13 protein-coding genes are annotated in these 16,976 nt (G+C 71.1%); 7 read left to right on the forward strand and 6 right to left on the reverse strand.

Going from position 1 to position 16,976, the window contains the following annotated elements; all coding sequences use genetic code 11:
* Positions 1-15 precede the first annotated feature (15 nt).
* A complete protein-coding gene (locus CLT68_RS16390; protein ID WP_486482199.1) occupies positions 16-1,650 on the forward strand; it encodes a glycosyltransferase family 4 protein in 1,635 nt (544 codons plus the stop codon).
* A gap of 67 nt (positions 1,651-1,717) precedes the next feature.
* On the opposite strand, the gene CLT68_RS16395 is transcribed toward CLT68_RS16390, so the two are convergent.
* The 4 genes from CLT68_RS16395 to CLT68_RS16410 form a co-directional block, all read right to left on the reverse strand.
* Positions 1,718-3,841 carry a glycosyltransferase gene (locus tag CLT68_RS16395; RefSeq protein WP_099851941.1) on the reverse strand — a complete coding sequence of 708 codons (2,124 nt, stop codon included), beginning with the start codon at positions 3,839-3,841 and terminating at the stop codon, positions 1,718-1,720.
* A complete protein-coding gene (locus CLT68_RS16400; protein WP_099851943.1) occupies positions 3,838-5,250 on the reverse strand; it encodes a glycosyl transferase in 1,413 nt (470 codons plus the stop codon). The genes CLT68_RS16395 and CLT68_RS16400 overlap by 4 nt, the downstream gene beginning before the upstream one ends.
* A 34-nt stretch (positions 5,251-5,284) precedes the next feature.
* Complete coding sequence (gene wecB / locus CLT68_RS16405; RefSeq protein ID WP_099851945.1) at positions 5,285-6,370, reverse strand: non-hydrolyzing UDP-N-acetylglucosamine 2-epimerase; 1,086 nt, start codon at positions 6,368-6,370, stop codon at positions 5,285-5,287.
* Positions 6,371-6,853: 483 nt separating this feature from the next.
* A complete protein-coding gene (locus tag CLT68_RS16410) occupies positions 6,854-7,954 on the reverse strand; it encodes a hypothetical protein (protein WP_486482200.1) in 1,101 nt (366 codons plus the stop codon).
* Positions 7,955-8,331: 377 nt separating this feature from the next.
* Here CLT68_RS16410 and CLT68_RS16415 point away from each other — a divergent pair, with 377 nt between their 5' ends.
* The 4 genes from CLT68_RS16415 (at position 8,332) to CLT68_RS16430 (ending at position 14,701) form a co-directional block, all read left to right on the forward strand.
* Positions 8,332-9,903, forward strand: coding sequence for a glycosyltransferase family 4 protein (locus CLT68_RS16415; RefSeq protein ID WP_099857247.1), 1,572 nt, complete (start codon positions 8,332-8,334; stop codon positions 9,901-9,903).
* Entirely contained in the window at positions 9,900-11,468 is a 1,569-nt protein-coding gene (locus CLT68_RS16420) for a glycosyltransferase (RefSeq protein ID WP_099851948.1), read from the forward strand. Before CLT68_RS16415 ends, CLT68_RS16420 begins: the two co-directional genes overlap by 4 nt.
* A 4-nt stretch (positions 11,469-11,472) precedes the next feature.
* Positions 11,473-12,756, forward strand: a complete 1,284-nt coding sequence (locus CLT68_RS16425) for a nucleotide sugar dehydrogenase (protein WP_088947214.1) — start codon at positions 11,473-11,475, stop codon at positions 12,754-12,756.
* A 199-nt stretch (positions 12,757-12,955) separates the two neighbouring features.
* Entirely contained in the window at positions 12,956-14,701 is a 1,746-nt protein-coding gene (locus tag CLT68_RS16430; protein WP_099857250.1) for a CDP-glycerol glycerophosphotransferase family protein, read from the forward strand.
* 53 nt (positions 14,702-14,754) lie between these two features.
* Here the strand turns inward: CLT68_RS16430 and CLT68_RS16435 are convergent, their stop codons facing one another.
* Together CLT68_RS16435 and CLT68_RS16440 are read right to left on the reverse strand one after the other, a co-directional pair.
* Positions 14,755-15,297 carry an acyltransferase gene (locus tag CLT68_RS16435; RefSeq protein WP_088947215.1) on the reverse strand — a complete coding sequence of 181 codons (543 nt, stop codon included), beginning with the start codon at positions 15,295-15,297 and terminating at the stop codon, positions 14,755-14,757.
* Positions 15,298-15,459: 162 nt separating this feature from the next.
* Positions 15,460-15,798, reverse strand: coding sequence for a DUF952 domain-containing protein (locus CLT68_RS16440; protein WP_099851949.1), 339 nt, complete (start codon positions 15,796-15,798; stop codon positions 15,460-15,462).
* A gap of 114 nt (positions 15,799-15,912) precedes the next feature.
* Here CLT68_RS16440 and CLT68_RS16445 point away from each other — a divergent pair, with 114 nt between their 5' ends.
* Complete coding sequence (locus CLT68_RS16445; RefSeq protein ID WP_088947217.1) at positions 15,913-16,224, forward strand: hypothetical protein; 312 nt, start codon at positions 15,913-15,915, stop codon at positions 16,222-16,224.
* An 86-nt stretch (positions 16,225-16,310) separates the two neighbouring features.
* Positions 16,311-16,967: a response regulator transcription factor gene (locus CLT68_RS16450; RefSeq protein WP_099851951.1), complete on the forward strand. Its 657-nt coding sequence runs from the start codon at positions 16,311-16,313 to the stop codon at positions 16,965-16,967.
* Positions 16,968-16,976: the final 9 nt, after the last annotated feature.

Here is a 16,976-nt window from a genome sequence, read left to right on the forward strand (position 1 = left end):
AGGAGAAGGCACCCGATGCAAGCTGTCCCGGATACCGACGCCCGGCCGACCCGGGGACGGGTGGTGATGCTTGTCGACAACGGGGTCCACGGTGACTCCCGCGTGCAGAAGGCCGCCCGGTCGGCCGCCGACGCCGGCTGGGAGGTGATTCTCGTCGGCATCCTCAAGGGCGGCAACCCCGAGGAGACCTGGCGGATCGGCGACGCCGAGGTCCGCCTGATCCGGGTGGCGCGGCGGATTCCACATCCGATCGCCCATCGCCGCGCGCTGCTGCGCCGCCCGCTGGCGTACAAGCCGGGACTTACCGCGAAGCGGAACCTGAACGTGCTCAAGGCGCGGCGCAACGACCTCGACTTCCGGCTGGCCGAGATCGAGGTCGCCCGTCGCGCGGGCGGGCCGCGCTGGGCGGAGTTGACCGGCAAGGCCCGCCTGGCCGCGCCGTACATCGTCAACAAGGCGAAGTTCCGGTGGGTCAAGCTTCGGACCCGTGAGCTGCAGCGCCTCCAGGAGCGCCAGCAGGACCCGAACGCCCTGCTGGACCGGGCCGCGCTGCGGCTCTGGCAGCGCCTGCACGGCGACCGGGCGTGGCGCCGCCTGGACCCGGAGCTGTGGGACTTCGAACTGGCCTTCGGGTCCGTTGTGGACGAGCTGCAGCCGGATCTGATCCACGCGCACGACTTCCGGATGCTCGGCGTGGGTGCGCGCGCGATGATGCGCGCCCGCGCTGCCGGGCGGGACGTGAAGTTGGTCTGGGACGCGCACGAGTTCGTGCCCGGCATCATCGGTCGGCCCAAGAATCTCCGCTGGCTGCCGGCTCAGATTGCCTACGTCCGCGAGCACGCCCCGTACGCCGACGGCGTCATGACCGTCTCCTCGACCCTGGCCGACCTGCTTCGGGAGACGCACGACCTGCCCGAGCAGCCGGCGGTGGTGCTGAACGCCCCGCCCGCCGAGCTCACCCTGGAGCAGCGTGCGTTGCCAATTCCCGACATCCGGGCGCTGTGCGGAATCGACGCGGGAACGCCCCTGCTGGTCTACTGCGGCGGCATCAACCCGTCCCGCGGGGTCGACATCATGATCCGAGGCCTGACCCGGATGCCCGACGCGCATGTCGCGCTCGTGTCGGTGCACCCTAACGGCAAGGTCCCGATCATGTACGAGCTGGAGGAACTCGCCGCCGAGTTGGGAGTGGCCGATCGAGTGCACCTGCTGCCGTACGTGCCGCACTGGCAGGTCTCCGCGTTCGTGGCCCCGGCCGACCTCGGCGTCATCCCGATCCACCACAAGCCGAACCACGAGTTGGCGCTGATCACCAAGTTCTTCGAGTACGCGCACGGCCGGCTGCCGATGGTCGTCAGCGACGTCAAGACCATGGCCGAGGCGACGCGGGCCAACGGCCAGGGCGAGGTCTTCCGGGCCGACGATCTGGACGACTACCTGCGTGCCGTGCGGGAGGTGCTGGCCGACCCGCAGCGGTACCGGGCGGCGTACGACCGGCCGGGTGTGCTCGACCAGTGGACCTGGGAGGCGCAGGCCCGGGTGATGGACGAGGTCTACACCCGCCTGCTGCCGGACCGCCCGAAGGCCCCGGCGCAGCGCACGACCACCCCGGCGCCCGTGGCGCACCGCTCCTCACTGCCCGTGAGCTGACCGAAAGGGGGCTTGGCCAGTCGGCCAAGCCCCCTTTGCGTACCTGCTGTTCCGCCTCGCCGGAGGCTTAGTCGTCGAGCAGCAGCCGGTCGAAGCCGGACTGGGTGACGCTCCAGTCCCAGGTCTTCAGCGCGTGTTCCGCCGCGGCCTGGCCGGTCTCCCGCCACTGCTCCTCGGTGGCGGTGGCGGCGAATATCCGCTCCGCCGCCTCAGCCGGACTCTCGACCACCCAGTCGGCCGGGAAGAGGGTTCGGGCGCCGTGCGGCTTGCCGGCGAAGAACGGCCAGTCACGCACCACCGGCACTGCCCCGCTTGCTGCGCCCTCCACCAGGCCGCAGTGGAAACTCTCGCGTACCGAGGAACTCACGATGACGCCGACCTCCTGCAGTGCGGCCGGGACGTCGTCGGTCTGCCCGTAGCGCCGCACCGCCCCCAGCGGCTCCAGTTCCGCCAGGTCCTGCTTGAGCAGCTTGCCGTAGTCCTTGGCGGGCTTGCTGGTCCGGTCGTTGAAGTTGCTGCCGATGAGCGTCAGCCGGTACCGCTCGTCCCGTTCGCGCAGCTTCCGTAGCACCTCGATAGTCCACCGCGGGTCCTTGGCCACCGAGCTGAACCCGACCATGCCGAGGTTGAACCGGGCGTCGGCTGGCTTTGACCGTGGGTAGCGTTGCAGGTCCATCGCGTTGTCGATGACCCAGAGGCGGGGCCCACCCGTGTCGGTGAGCTGCGGCAGCACGGCGGTGGAGAGGTCGCGTAGGTGGTCGGAGACGAAGACGACGTCGTCGACCCGGGAGAAATCCACGAGGTGTGGCCAGAAGTTGAACGCCTCGAAGCTGTGCAGCCGGACGATGATCCGGGTGCTGCCCGGGTCGTGCAGGGTGAAGAGCGCCGCGGTGGCTTGGCACCAGTCGACGAAAATGGTGTCAGCCCAGTCGAGGTGTGGTCGGAGCCACTCTTCGACCTTGGCGCCGTAGGACGAGTCACCTGCCAGCAGGTGTTCCATGACGGTGCTGCCGCTGAGCGCGAGCGGGCGGGTCACCTCGTCCTCGTAGAGGTCCAGGAAACGGACCTCCACGTTCGGCATGGCCTGGTAGCGCTCCAGAATCTCCGACAGGAAGTTGTCGTTGATCAACGTCGTCACCAGCAGGCGCAGCGGCCGGTCGGTCGGCGCAGGGGCTGCCGGCGTGAGCCGACCGCGCGGCTGGGACAGCTTTCGCGCTGCGGTGCTCTCCCGGAACGGTGCCACGAAGGCTCCCGGATCCGTGCTCATCGGCGAGGTGAGTCGATCGAAGTGCAAGACCCGGTTGGATGACAGGCTCCACGCCATGGAGACGGCCGCCGCGGCCTTCTTGGTGTCTCGGGGCAGCAGGTCGTCCGCCAACGCGAGCTGGGCCCGGATCGCGTCGTGCAGGCCGCTCGGCTGGTGGCCGAGCGTCAGCTCCGTCTTCGCAGCCTTCGTCAGCATGTCGGCGCGGGTGGCGAGGCTGTTGATCCGGTGTACGGCTGCGGAAGCGGCCCGGGTGCCGGCGGCCGGCCGGCCGGCCCGGACCGCGCTGTCGTGCAGGCGGACGGCGAGCTTGCTGCGGAGCCGGTCCGGGACGCGAGGCGCCGCCACGGCCCGGGTCCAGAGCCAGGCGCCCGCCGGGTTGCTCATCACCCGCTGGCCGGTGGCCTTCTGGAAGGTGGTCCGGATGGTCTGCTCCGCTGCGCTGCGGGCCCCGCGCGCGCCGATGCCGGCAGCGGCGGCGACCTGGCGCTCCAGCCGCTTCCCGACCGACTCGCTCCGGTCGGCGGCGAGGGCCTTCTGTGCGGGCACGAGCCCGTAGTAGGCACCGGCCCGGGTGTTGCGCTGCGCCATCTCCCAGACCGTGTGCACCGCGCGAGCGTCGAGAGCGACAAGCAGGTCGGCCCGGCGGTACTGCTGCCGCAGCCAGGTGCTGCGTCGAGCGTGCAGCCAGATCTTCCGATTGGCCGGTGCCCGCCCGAGGGCCTTGCGGAAGCGGGCGTCCCGCTTCTCGCCAGGTATGGCGAAGGTGCGGATCTCCGCCAGCGCCGGGTCGATCCCCAACTCCTCGCTGTCGAAGAAGCAGGCCAGCGTGACGGTGGCACCCTTGCTGCGGAAGCGCTCCAGCGCCTCGACTAGGACGGCCGGCTGCTTCGGCGCGGCGGTGGCCACGATGAGCACGGTGGTCATGGTTGGACATCTCCAGTCGAAGCGGTCGCGGCCGGGGCGGGAACGCCGGCCGAGCTCGGCCGCACGAGTTCGGTGAGGTGTCGCACGGCCGGGGCGAGCACGGCGGGCCGGGCGAACCGGCGAGCGAGCTGGCGTGCGATGGCCCGATCCTCGTCGGTGGCCTTCAGGGCCATTCGCGCTGCCTCCGAGAAGGAGTCCGCCAGCCGGTGCGGGTCCAGACCCACCGCGCCCGTCCAGAGTGGATGCCCGGCAAGGATGTTCGCTGCGTCGTGGTCGACGTCGTGGGCGGAGAGCACCGGCAGCCCGGTGGCCATGAACTCGTACACCTTGCCGGAGGTGACGAAGCGCCCGCCTACCAGCATCAGCACCAGGGCGTCCCAGGAGCCGTACGTCGCCGCCAGGTCCGCCTTCGGTACCGGCCCGCCGAAGCTGACGTTGTCGACGGCAGCCTCTTTGAGCAGGTCCATGTGCCGGTTGGCCTCCCGCATCGCGCCAGCGCCGATGTGGCCGCGCACCTCGAATCGGGAGCGGGCCAGGACCGGATCGTTGCGCCGTGCGATCCGCCACCCGTCGAGCACCGACTCCAGGAAGGCCGGGGTGAAGTTGACCGAGCCGAGGTAGCCGAAGGTCAGCCCCGCGGCCGGATCCGGTGAGCGGCCGCCGACATCGGGGAGGCTGTCCTCGTCGTAGCCATTGCGCACGACGTGCACCCGGTCGGCCAGGTGCGGGTAACGCTCACGGTAGAAGCCGGCGATGGGGTCGTTCACGCACCAGACCGCACGTGCGTGCTCAAGGACCTTGGACTCCCAACGCCCGGAGACCGAGTCGCGAGTGAAGGCCTCGCCGCCACCGATCACGTCCAGCGACCAGCCGTCCCGGAAGTCGACCGCGTAGGGAACCCTGTACTCCTCCCACAGCTTCCAGGTCGCCGCGAGGTTCACGTACGGGGCGCAGGAGGAGATCAGCAGGTCCGCGGGGTGCTTGCGGTGCTGCTGGATCACCGCCTTCTCCAACTCGTAGCGCCAGCCGCCGAAGACCGGCTCAGGGAAGATCTTCTGCTCGCGCTTGCGGAGCCGGCTGATCCACCCCGCCGGGTCGATCGACCGTGCTTCGGAGAAGGCGCGGATGTCGGTCTCCAGGTCCTCCCGGATCAGTGGCAGCTCGATCACCTTGACCCGGGGATCGACCTTCTCGGAGAGGGTGTGGTCCAGGCCGTACTCGCGCTCCCAGGCTTCCTGGCAGATGGTGATGACGGTGATGTCCCAACCCATGGCGACGAACTGATTCGCCGTCTCGCGCAATCGGTATGCGCTGCTCTTCGCCGCGGGCGGGAACCCGATCGCCAGGTAGATGGCGTGCGGTCGCCGCCCGCCGCCAGACCGGGGAAGGGGTGCAACTCGATTGCTCATCGCAGGTACCCGATCGTGAGGAGGAGATGCGCCATCATGCCAGGTGACGCCGCAGCGTCTCGGCGACCCGGTGGGCGGCCCGGCCGTCGCCGTACGGGGTGCCGCGCAGGGCTTGCGGGGCCGGGCGGGTCGCGGTGGTCGTCCACTGCGCACCCAGTTCGCGCGGGTCGGGGACCAGTGCGTTCCAGCCGCCTTCGAGGGTCTCCACCCACTCCGTCTCGGTGCGCAGCGTCGTGCAGGGGCGGTCCAGCAGGTAGGCCTCCTTCTGCAGGCCACCCGAGTCGGTGACCACCCCGACGGAGCCGAGCACCGCGGCGACCATGGCGCTGTACGGCAGTGGCCGGCCGGCGTGCAATGAGCCCCGGGAAAGCTTCAGGCGGTGCTCCTCGGCGCGGCTCACCAGCCGCGGGTGGGCGAGCAGCGCCACCGGCACCGGCAGGTCGGCCAGCGCGTCGAGCAGCGCGGCGAGCCGCTGCGGGTCGTCGGTGTTCTCGGCGCGGTGCAGGGTGGCCAGCAGGTACGGCTGCTCCGGGTCGATCCCTTCGGGCAGCGGCGGCCGGGGCTGGCCCTCGCGCGTCACGTCGTCCCGGACCCGCAGGCAGACGTCCACCATCACGTCCCCGACCAGGACCGACCGGGGCGCCAGACCCTCCGACGCCAGGTGCCGCATCGCCTCCTCGGTGGGGGCGAGCAGCAGATCCGCGGAGTGGTCGGTGAGCACCCGGTTGTGTTCCTCGGGCATCCGGCGGTTGAACGAGCGCAGTCCGGCCTCGAGGTGGGCTACCGGTAGGTGCTGCTTGACCGCCGACAGGGTGCCGGCCAGGGTCGAGTTGGTATCGCCGTAAACCAGAACCCAGTCCGGCCGTTCGGCGGCGAGCACCGGGTCGAGCGCGGCAAGCGTCCGGCCCGTCTGCACACCGTGGCTGCCGGAGCCGATGCCCAGGTGCACGTCCGGGTCGGGGATGCCGAGGCCGGAGAAGAACACGTCGGACAGGTCCGCGTTGTAGTGCTGGCCGGTGTGCACGATCACATGCTCACAGCCCTCCGCCGCGAACGCCGCGGCGATCGGTGCCAGCTTCACCAACTGCGGACGGGCGCCGACGATGCTGACGACCTTCACTACCTGACTCCTCGGGGGTCTGCGACGGGGACGATGAACGGGCGGTTGCCACCCGGGGCGCGGGTCGGCGCCGTTCACCTCGATCGGTTGGGGTGCCCCGGCCGATCGAGCTATGGAGCTGTGTGGCGCCGGACCCGGGTGGGCACCGGGGACGACCACGGCGGTGGCTGCGCCCGCCCATGCCGCAGTATCCGGCTGGCGGGCGACGGCACCTGGAATAGTAGTGCTTCGCGCAGCGCGCGACGACGCACGCGCTCGCCGCCTCGAAAGCCGGTGTCGACCGCACGACACAGCGTGCTCGGGCCGGTCGGCCCACCGGGAAGAAGCAGGCGGTGGCGGGAACACAGCGGCCAACCCTAGCGGATTTTGTCCGGTACCTCGTCTCTCGGGGCCGCCGTCCGATGCCGGGCCCGTACCGAGCGCGGCATCGGCACCGACGTGCCGGTGCCCGCGGGCGGACCGTCTGACCGGGGACGCGTCAGGCTAGGGCGAGGAGCGCCACACCAGGAGCAGGTAGCCGCCGAAGTAGGCGGACATGATCATCATGGCGGTGATCACGGCGGCCGCGCGGGCCCAGCCGGCCCGGGCCAACGCCACCGCTGGCGGGATCAGCAGCGGAAACGCCGGGAGCAGGAACCGGGCCTTGGAGTGGTAGTAGCCGGCCGCGCCGAGCGTGGTTACCAGCAGCAGGCCGCTGTAGAGCAGCAGTTGCCAAGGCTGCCTGTCGAGCACGCTCAGCACGAAGAGCAGGATCGCCAGGCCCGCTATCAGCGTCACCATGTAGAACTCCAGCGCCGACGCCTTGCTCAGCACCGTCTGACCCCGTTGCAGGGTGTCGACACCAAAGTCGAAGGTGGTGCCCCACCCGGCGTCCTGGATGTGAAACCAGCCGTCGGGCCGGCCGGTCTCCGTACCGACCCAGGCCAGGTAGCCCAGCCAGCCGAGGGGTGCCAGGATCATGGCGACCCAGGGGCGCCAGCCGTGGCGCCGCTTGATGACGGCGATGAGGGCGGCCAGCCCGACGACGGCGATCAGCGACGACCCAGTGGGACGGGTGAGGCCGGCGAGCAGGCAGAGCACGCCCGCGGTGAGCCAGCGATCGCGCAGCAGCGCGTAGAGCGTCCAGGCCGCGAGGGCCGTGAACAGGCCTTCGCTGTACGACATCGACTCGACGATGCTGTGCGGAAGCACTCCCCAGAGCGCCGCGAGCAGGATCCCGACCCGCCGACTGTGCAGCAGGTTGCCGACGGCGAACAGCCCCCAGGCGGCGGCGAGCGCCGCAGCCCAGGCCACGACGAGGGCGGTCTTGCGGTGGTCGAACGGGCTGAGTGGTTCCAGCAGAGCCAGAACGCCGGGGTAGAGCGGGAAGAAAGCCATGTTGCTCTGCAGCTTTTCGTACCCGTCGTAGCCGTGTTGGGCAATCAACAGGTAGTAGGTGCCGTCGAACCGGGTGAGCAGGCTCTCCGGGCTGCGGTTGGTGGCGCGGGCCCAGATATAGAGCGTGACTCCGCCGACCACGCGGGTCGCCGCGTACGCGACCAGGGCCGGCAGGGCCAGTTGGAAGGCGGCGCGGATCCGGAGCACGGCCCCCTCCCGGGGTGCCGGCGTCTCGGCAGGGCTTGGTTCCGTTGTCGACGGGCGGCGCTCGCCGGTCGTCACCACGTCCATTTTCGTCCTGTCTACGCTGAGGCGGGGTGATCGGTCGGGCGCGGACGGGATCCGGCGCCACCCCCGGAATGGCCGCCGCGCGGCACGGCGGTCACCGGTCTTCGACCAGGATGCAGGTTAGCAACCGACCTGGCTTCGGTGGGGACACCGAACGCCTCGCGGGGCGGGTCCGACGCCTGACTTGTCGTAGACTCGCTCGGGTCCCGCGGGCGCGGTGCTGGCTGACACGGAAACGGGCAGGAATGGGATCTGACGGCACGACCGCAGCGGTGTCCACCCGGGGACGGGTCGTCATGCTGGTGGACAACGGGGTCATCGGCGACTCGCGGGTACAGAAGGCGGCTCGGTCCGCCGCCGACGCCGGCTGGGATGTCGTCCTGCTCGGGCGTGCGCCGGCCGGGGGGCAGCCGCAGAGCTGGCGCCTCGGTGACGCCGAGGTTCGGCTGATCCCGATGCCCGAGCCGCTGGCCAAGCGCCGACACGAATTCCGACGCGCACTGCTGCGCGCGCCGCTTGCCTACCCGCCGAGCGGGATCGGCGCCCATCGTGCCCAGGCCGTGAAGGCCTGGCGTGCCGACCTGCAGGTCCGCCGCGCCGCCCTGACGCTGGCCGCCCGCGACGGCGGTCGTGTCCCGTCGCTGGCCTGGCCGACGCTGCGGTTCGAGGAGAAGTTCTCGACCCTGGTCCGTCTCTGGGTGTCGCTGCGCAACCGGGAGCTGAGCCGCGCCCGTCGTGGCCGCAAGCTGACCAGCCCCTGGGACCGGGCGTACACGCTCTTCTGGCAGCGGCTGCGCGGCGGCGGCGCGTGGCGTCGCCTTGAGCCGGGCCTGTGGGACTACGAGCTGGCCTACGGCCCGGTGGTCGACGAGATGGCACCGGACCTCATCCACGCCAACGACTTCCGGATGATCGGCGTCGGGGCCCGCGCCAAGATCCGTGCTGCCACCAAGGGCCGGCGGATCGCACTTGTGTGGGACGCCCACGAGTACCTGCCCGGCGTGCAGCCGTGGCGTGACAACGCCCGGTGGCTGCCGGGGAACGTCGCGCACGAGCGGGAGTACGTGCCGCACGCGGACGCCGCGATGACCGTCTCCGGCGGACTGGCCGATCTGCTGCAGCGCGAACACGGGCTGGCGGAGCGCCCCGCGGTGGTGCTCAACGCGCCGACGCTGGAGACGCAGCCGGCGGGCTCCGCCGAGCCGGTACCGGACATCCGGGCGCTCTGCGGGATCGGCCCGGTCACGCCGCTGCTGGTCTACAGCGGGGTGGCTGCGGCCAAGCGCGGGCTCGGGGTGATGGTCGAGGCGCTGCCGCAGCTGCCCGAGGCGCACGTCGCCTTCGTGACCAACAAGCCCCAGTCGGCGTACGTCAAGGGCCTCCTCCGCCGCGCCGAGGAGCTCGGGGTGGCCGGGCGGGTCCACCTGCTGCCGTACGTTCCGCATCACCAGGTGGTGCCGTTCCTGTCCGGCGCGCAGGTCGGGGTGATCCCGATCCAGCACTGGCCGAATCACGAGATCGCCCTGATCACGAAGTTCTTCGAGTATTCACACGCCCGGCTGCCGCTGGTCGTCTCCGATGTGCGGACGATGGCGGAGACTGTCCGCGAGACCGGCCAGGGTGAGGTGTTCGAGGCCGAGGACGTTGCCGACTTCGTCCGGGCGGTCACCGCGGTGCTCGCCGACCCGGCGCGCTACCGTGCCGCGTACGACCGGCCCGGGTTGCTGGCCGGCTGGACCTGGGAGGCGCAGGCAGAGGTGCTGGACGACGTCTACTCCCGGCTGTTGCCCGCCGCGCCTCCGCGCCCGATGTCCGCCCGCGACACCTCCACCGGCGCCGAGCAGACAGTGGTGGAGGTCGGGGCGTGAGCCAACCCGACGTGACGGTGGTGGTTGCCGTCTACAACACCATGCCGTACCTGACCGCCTGCCTGGATTCGCTGGTCGGGCAGACCATCGGGCTGGACCGGCTCGAAGTCGTCGCGGTCGACGACGGCTCCACCGACCGCAGCGGCGCGGAGCTGGACCGCTACGCGAAGCGGTACCCGGATACGGTCCGGGTGCTGCGCCAGGCAAACTCCGGCGGCCCGGCGGTGCCAAGCAACCGCGCCCTGGACCACGCCCGCGGCCGGTACGTCTTCTTCATCGGCTCCGACGATCATCTCGGCCCGGAGGCCCTGGAACGCCTGGTGGACGCCGCCGACCGGTGGGGCTCTGACGTGGTGCTCGGGCGAATGGTCGGCACCAACAAGCGCTACGTGCACCAGGCCGTCTACGCGGAAACCCGGGAGCAGGTCGATCTCGTCGACAGTGCACTGCCCTGGTCGCTGTCGAACACCAAGCTGTTCCGGCGGAACCTGATCGAACGGCACGGGCTGCGCTTTCGTACCGACATGCCGATGGGCAGCGACCAGCCGTTCACACTGGAGGCCTGCGTCCGCGCGAACAAGGTCTCCGTCCTCGCCGACTACGAGTACTACTACGCGGTCAAGCGGCACAACGCGCAGAACATCACCTACGCCAGCCGCTTCGAGGAGCGGCTGCGCTGCGCCGAGGAGTTGGTCGGCTTCGTCGCCGGCCTCATCGAGCCCGGGCCGCGGCGGGACGCGGTCCTGCTGCGTCACTTCAGCTGGGAGGTGGCGAAGCTCCTCCAGACGGAGCTGCTCGACCTCGGCGCCGACGTCCAGGAGCGCGTCCACGACCGGATCCGCAAGTTGGTCGAGGGGTACCTCACCGACGACATCCTGGCAAGGTTGGCCCCCGACCTGCGGCTGCGGCTGGTAGTCGCCCGCGACGCCACGCTGGGTCGGTTGCGTGAGCTGATCCGGCAGCAGGCCGAGCGGACGCCACCCGAGATCAGCATCGAGGATGGCCGCTGGTACGCCCACTATGTCGGCTTCCGTGACCAGTCGCTCGGCTACCCGGACGAGTGGTACGACGTGACCGACGGCTCCGCGAAGGTGCTGGCCATGCTCACCGCGACCCGGCTGGCCTGGGGGCGGGACGCCGCAGGCGCCCGATCCCTGGTGGTCACCGCGCAGAGCCGCTGGGCGGAGCTGGCCGACCTGCCCGCCGAGGCACTCCGGGTCAGTGCCGGGGAGGTGGTCGGCGTGACATCCGTCACCACCGGTGCGCCCGGTACCGTCGTACGGACGGTCTTCGCGGTGGACCGGCTGCTCGCGGCCGTGCCGCTCAACGGCGGACGGGAGACGGTACGGGCCGAGGTGAGCACCCCGGTCGGGGTCGGTTCCGCGCCGTTGCGGACCGACCGCCGGGTCGGCGCGCCCCGCCTGCTCACCCGCCACGGCGTCCGGTTGCACCTCGTCACGCCGACCACGAACCACAAGGGCCAGGTGATCGTCGCGATCACGCCGGTGACCACCGGTCGGTTCCTTGCCCGTCTGCGCCGAATTTGGCCCTCTGGAGGAAAGTAGTTTCATGAACATCTGCGTCGTCGCGCTCGGAAAGATCGGCCTTCCGCTCGCCGTGCAGTTCGCCTCGAAGGGGCACCGGGTGATCGGTGCCGACGTTTCCGAGCGGGTCGTCCAGCTCGTCAACGATGGTGCCGTGCCGTTCCCCGGCGAGGCCGACCTGGACGTGAAGCTGAAGGAGGTGGTGGCCGCCGGGCTGCTGTCGGCCACGACCGACACCGCCGCCGCGGTCGCCGACTCCGAGGCCGTCGTCGTGGTGGTGCCGCTCTTCGTGGACGCCGAGGGCGTACCGGACTTCGGTTGGATGGACGACGCCACCCGGGCCATCGCCCGCGGCCTCAAGCCGGGCACCCTGGTGAGTTACGAGACCACCCTGCCGGTCGGCACCACCCGCAGCCGTTGGGCGTCGATGCTCCAGGAAGGCTCCGGCCTCACCGCCGGAACGGACTTCCACCTGGTCTTCAGCCCGGAGCGGGTGCTCACCGGGCGGGTCTTCGCCGACCTGCGCCGCTACCCGAAGCTGGTCGGTGGCATCGACGAGGCGTCCGCCGCGCACGGCGTGCGCTTCTACGAGGCGGTCCTCGACTTCGACGAGCGGCCCGACCTGGACCGGCCCAACGGCGTGTGGGACCTTGGTTCGGCCGAGGCGTCCGAGCTGGCCAAGCTGGCCGAGACGACCTACCGGGACGTCAACATCGGCCTGGCGAACCAGTTCGCCCGCTTCGCCGACACCGTGGGCGTCGACGTCACCAAGGTCATCGAGGCGTGCAACACCCAGCCGTACAGCCACATCCACTCGCCGGGCATCGCCGTCGGTGGGCACTGCATCCCGATCTACCCGCGGATGTATCTCTGGAACGACCCGGCCGCCACCGTCGTCCGCTCGGCCCGCGAGGCCAACGCGGCCATGCCGGAGTACGCGGTCGACCTGCTCGCCGCCGCGTACGGGGACCTGACCGACGTGGGCGTGCTGGTGCTGGGGGCGGCCTATCGGGGTGGGGTCAAGGAGACCGCCTTCTCCGGCGTCTTCCCGACCGTCGAGGCGCTGCGCCAGCGGGGCGCCAAGCCGTACGTCTCGGACCCGATGTACACCAACGAGGAGTTGGTGGCGCACGGCCTGCCGGCGTACGACGGTGAGCCGCTCGGTGCCGCGGTCATCCAGGCCGACCACGCGGAGTACCGCAGCCTCGCCCCGGCCGACCTGCCGGGCGTGACCGTTCTGGTGGACGGTCGGCGGGTCACCGATCCGGCCCGCTGGGCCGGCGTCCGCCGGGTGGTCATCGGCGGCTGATCCCACCCGTCCGCTCCGGGCCCCGTCCGTTCCGCGGCCGGGGCCCGTTGTGCGTCTCCGCGCACGACGCTGTGAGTCGCCTCTCCCGCCCGTTCACCACCGAGACACCCCGGCGATACTTGGGTTACTTGCCCCGTTAAAGGTCGCGGCGGCCGGTATCGAACGCGCCAACATCGGCGAGCAGACAGGGAGTGTGTCGTTGTTCAGCAGAATACGGAGCGAACAGGGTGTCGCCGTCGTCGGCGTGACTCTGCTCGGCTACGGGATCATGGTTCTGGCCGGCGTCCTGGGCTGGGCGATTCCGTTCCTGGTCGCCGCGTTGGTCGCTACAGCGGGTGAGTTCGCCCTCGCCAACCGGTTCGCCGCCACAGCCGTGCTGCTGGAGAAGGCCGGTATCGAGCCGGTCTGGCGGTGGCTCGTCCGCGACCTCTCGGTGGTCCTGCTGATCGTCAGCACCGTCCGCCCCGGGGTGGCCGCCACGATCGGGATCATGCTGCTGCCGGCCGCGCTCTGGGCCGTGGCCGTCGGCACCACCGCGTTGAACCGGGTCGTCGAGGGCCGGGCCGCGACGCCGGCGTTCACCCGCAACATCGATTTCGGCGCGGTACGCCGGGTGCCGATCCCGCCGGCCTGGGCCGAACGCGTCGTGGGCCTGCGGATGCCGGTGCTCAACTTCCTGCTGCCGCCGGCGGCCGTGGCGGCCGCGCTGGTCGACCGGACCACGCCCGTGCTGGTGACCGGTCTGGTCACCCTGGCCATCGGGCTCGTCGCCGCGGCCGTGCTGGCTTCCACCCTGCTGCGTGGGCGCGGCCGTACCCCCGGGGTGCTGCCCGCCGTGAACGACTGGCTGGCCCGGGAGCGTCCGGAGGTGGCGCTCTACTTCGCCGGCCCCGGCAAGGACGTCTACCAGGCCAACATGTGGCTCGCCCCGGTGGAGGCGGCGGGCCGCCGCGCGGTCGTGCTGCTGCGCGCCGAGGACGCCTTCGAGGCGCTGGCTGACACCCGGCTGCCGGTGATCTGCGTGCCCGCCGGGGTCGACTTCATGAACCTCGACTTCAGCCCCGTCCGGGTGGCGCTCTACGCGGCGAACGTGGGCGCCAACATCCACATGATCCGCGAGCCGGGCGTCCGACACGTCTTCGTCGGGCACGGCGACAGCGACAAGCAGGCCAGCGTCAATCCCTACAGCAAGGTGTACGACGAGGTGTGGGTGGCCGGTCGAGCCGGGCGGGAGCGGTACGCGCAGGCCGGGGTGGGCGTGCTCGACCAGGACATCGTCGAGGTGGGCCGGCCGCAGTTGTCCGGGGTGCCGACCTTCGGCTCCGGCCCGACCGACCGTCGGTTCACCGTGCTGTACGCCCCCACCTGGGAGGGGTGGCTGGACGACGACCCGCACCACACGTCGCTGGTGGCGATGGGGGAGCGGATCGTGTCGGGCGTGCTCGCCGCGAACGTGCGCCTGATCTACAAGCCGCACCCGCTGACCGGCACCCGCTGGAACAAGGCCCGGGCGGCCAACGACCGGATCATCAACCTGATCCGGGCCGCCGGCGGCGAGGTGGACGTGAACTCGCTGGACGGCGACGCCCACCTGGTCGTCACCGGCCGGGTGCCGGCCCTGTTCGACTGCTTCAACGTCACCGACCTGCTGATCAGCGACGTGTCCAGTGTGGTCTCCGACTTCGTGCAGAGCCAACGGCCGTACGTGGTGGCCAACCCGGCGAGCCTGCCGGAGGACGAATTCCGTAGCTCGTACCCCACGTCCCGGGCGGCGTACCTGCTCTCCGCCGACTGCGGGGAACTGGGGAAGATCCTCGACCTCGCCCAAGCTGGCGACGACCCGATGACCGCAGCTCGGCGTGAGCTGAAGGAGTACCTGCTCGGCCCGGACGAGCCGAACCCGATGGATCGTTTCCGCGCGGAGATCGAGCGTCTCTGCGCCTGAACTGCGCCCGGTTGCCGGTGAGCGAGGATCCGCTCACCGGCAACCGGTAACGGTCAATCCCGACGCGGCGGGTTCGCCACGTCCCGGGAGACGACCTCGCCCTTCTCGTCGACCCAGCCCTTCGGCCGGGCCGGGTTGCCAGCCACCAGCTGGTACGGCGCCACGTCTCGAGTGACGACCGAGCCAGCGGCGATCATCGCGTACTCGCCGACCTCGATGCCGCAGACCAGTGTGGCGTTCGCGCCGATCGAGGCGCCCCGCCGGACCAGGGTCGGCGTGATCGTCCAGTCCGGATTCTGCGCCCTCGGCCGGAAGTCGTTGGTGAAGACCGCACACGGGCCGACGAAGACCTCGTCCTCCAGCGTCACACCCTGGTAGACGGAGACGTTGTTCTGGATCTTCACGCGGTCGCCGACCGTCACGGTGGCGTCGACATACACGTTGCGCCCGATCACGCAGCCCGCGCCCACCTGGGCCGACGATCGGATGTGGGCCAGGTGCCAGACCTTGGTGCCGTCGCCGACCTGGGCGCCGTCCTCGACGTCGGCGGTGGGGTGGACGAAGACCGAGGGGGTCGGTGAGGTGCTGTCAGTCATCCTTCAACTCGCATGGGTCGCAGGGCGCGCCGGGCGCCGTCGGTGACCCGCGCCGCCTCGGGCCGGAGACCGGGCACCGGGCGCGCGGATCGGGGCTGCCACGCTGCCCCGGGCACGGAGCGTGTCGTGGGGGCGCGGGACTCGGCGTAGCATATCGACCGCTCAGCCGAGCAGCGCCGCCACCGCCTCGGCGGCCGGGGTGTCCGCCGGCAACGCCTGCGCCGCCACCACCGCCGCGACCGGCAGCGGACCGTACACGTGTGGGAAGAGCTGCCCGCCGCGCGACGGCTCCCAGCGCAGCGTGTCGCCCAACCGCTCTTCGGCCACGCTGAGCAGGGTCAACCCGGTCGCACCGGCGAAGTGCCGCCGCGCTGTCTCCACCACCTGGTCCGCGCCGGAGAGGTGGATGAACCCGTCCTGCCGGTCCACGGCGGAGCCGGAGAAGGCGCCGGCGGCGAGGGTGTCGTCCCATTCCGTGTTCGACAGCAGTTTGTAGATCACCTCGGCAGCCTACGGGGGTCCGGTCGGCGTGCTGGCCCGGTTTTCGCCGGTACCGCCGCGCCCGTCGCCCCCCGCCGGGCATGCTCAGGTCAAGGGCCGCGGAGGGGATGGGCGATGCAGAGCTACGACGACGACTGGACCGACAGCCAGCGCGCGCTGTACGACGAGTGCTACCGGGCGGGCGGCGAGTGGGCCGAGGATCCGGACACTCCGTCCGACGACGTCCAGCACGTGATCAACCTGGCCGAGGCGGACGACGACGCCTTCCAGGATGCCGAGATCGACTATCCGCCCCTGGTCGACGCGGTGACGCAGGCCAGCGGCGTCAACGTCACCAGCGTGCCGGCCAGTCACGAGGACCCGGGCTTTCGCGGCTTCACCGACGGCGTCCGGGACGCCACCGCTGACGACGTCTTCGGCCTCTAGCTCGCACATCGCGGTATCCGGCCTCCCGTTCCGCGCACGCTTCTGCCACCATTCGCAGAACGGCGCTGCGACGGACGGGGGCACGGGTGCGGATCCTGCTGGTGGAGGACGACCGCCGGGTCGCCGCTGCGCTCTCCTCCGCCCTGACGCGCCGCGGCTACGAGGTCGAGCACGCGGGCACCGTCGCCGCCGCCCTCTCCGCCGCCCCGTGCGACCTGGTGCTGCTCGACCTGACCCTGCCCGACGGGGACGGCACCGACCTGTGCCGGGAGCTGCGCCGGCGCAGCAGTCAGCTCGGCATCATCGCGGTGACCGCGCGGGGCGAGGAACGCGATCGGGTGCTGGGTCTGCGCCTCGGCGCGGACGACTACGTCGTCAAGCCGTTCTCGATGGTGGAGTTGCAGGCACGGATCGAGGCGGTGCTGCGCCGGGCCGCGAACGCCGCGCCGCAGCGGCACCTCATCGAGGCCGGGTCGGTGCGCATCGACGTGCCCGCCCGGACGGTGACCGTGGACGGTCGAGACGTCACGTTGACCCGCAAGGAGTTCGACGTGCTGCTCTCGCTGGCCCGCCAGCCCGGGGTGGCGGTGCCGCGCGACCGCATCCTGCTCGACGCCTGGGGCACCACCTGGGCTGACCGGCACACGGTCGAGGTGCACGTGGGGTCGTTGCGCGGCAAGCTCGGTGATGCCCGTCTGGTGGAGACCGTGCGCGGTGTCGGCTACCGACTGCGCGACGCGTGAGGGGCTGAC

The organism is Micromonospora sp. CNZ299, assembly GCF_002754415.1.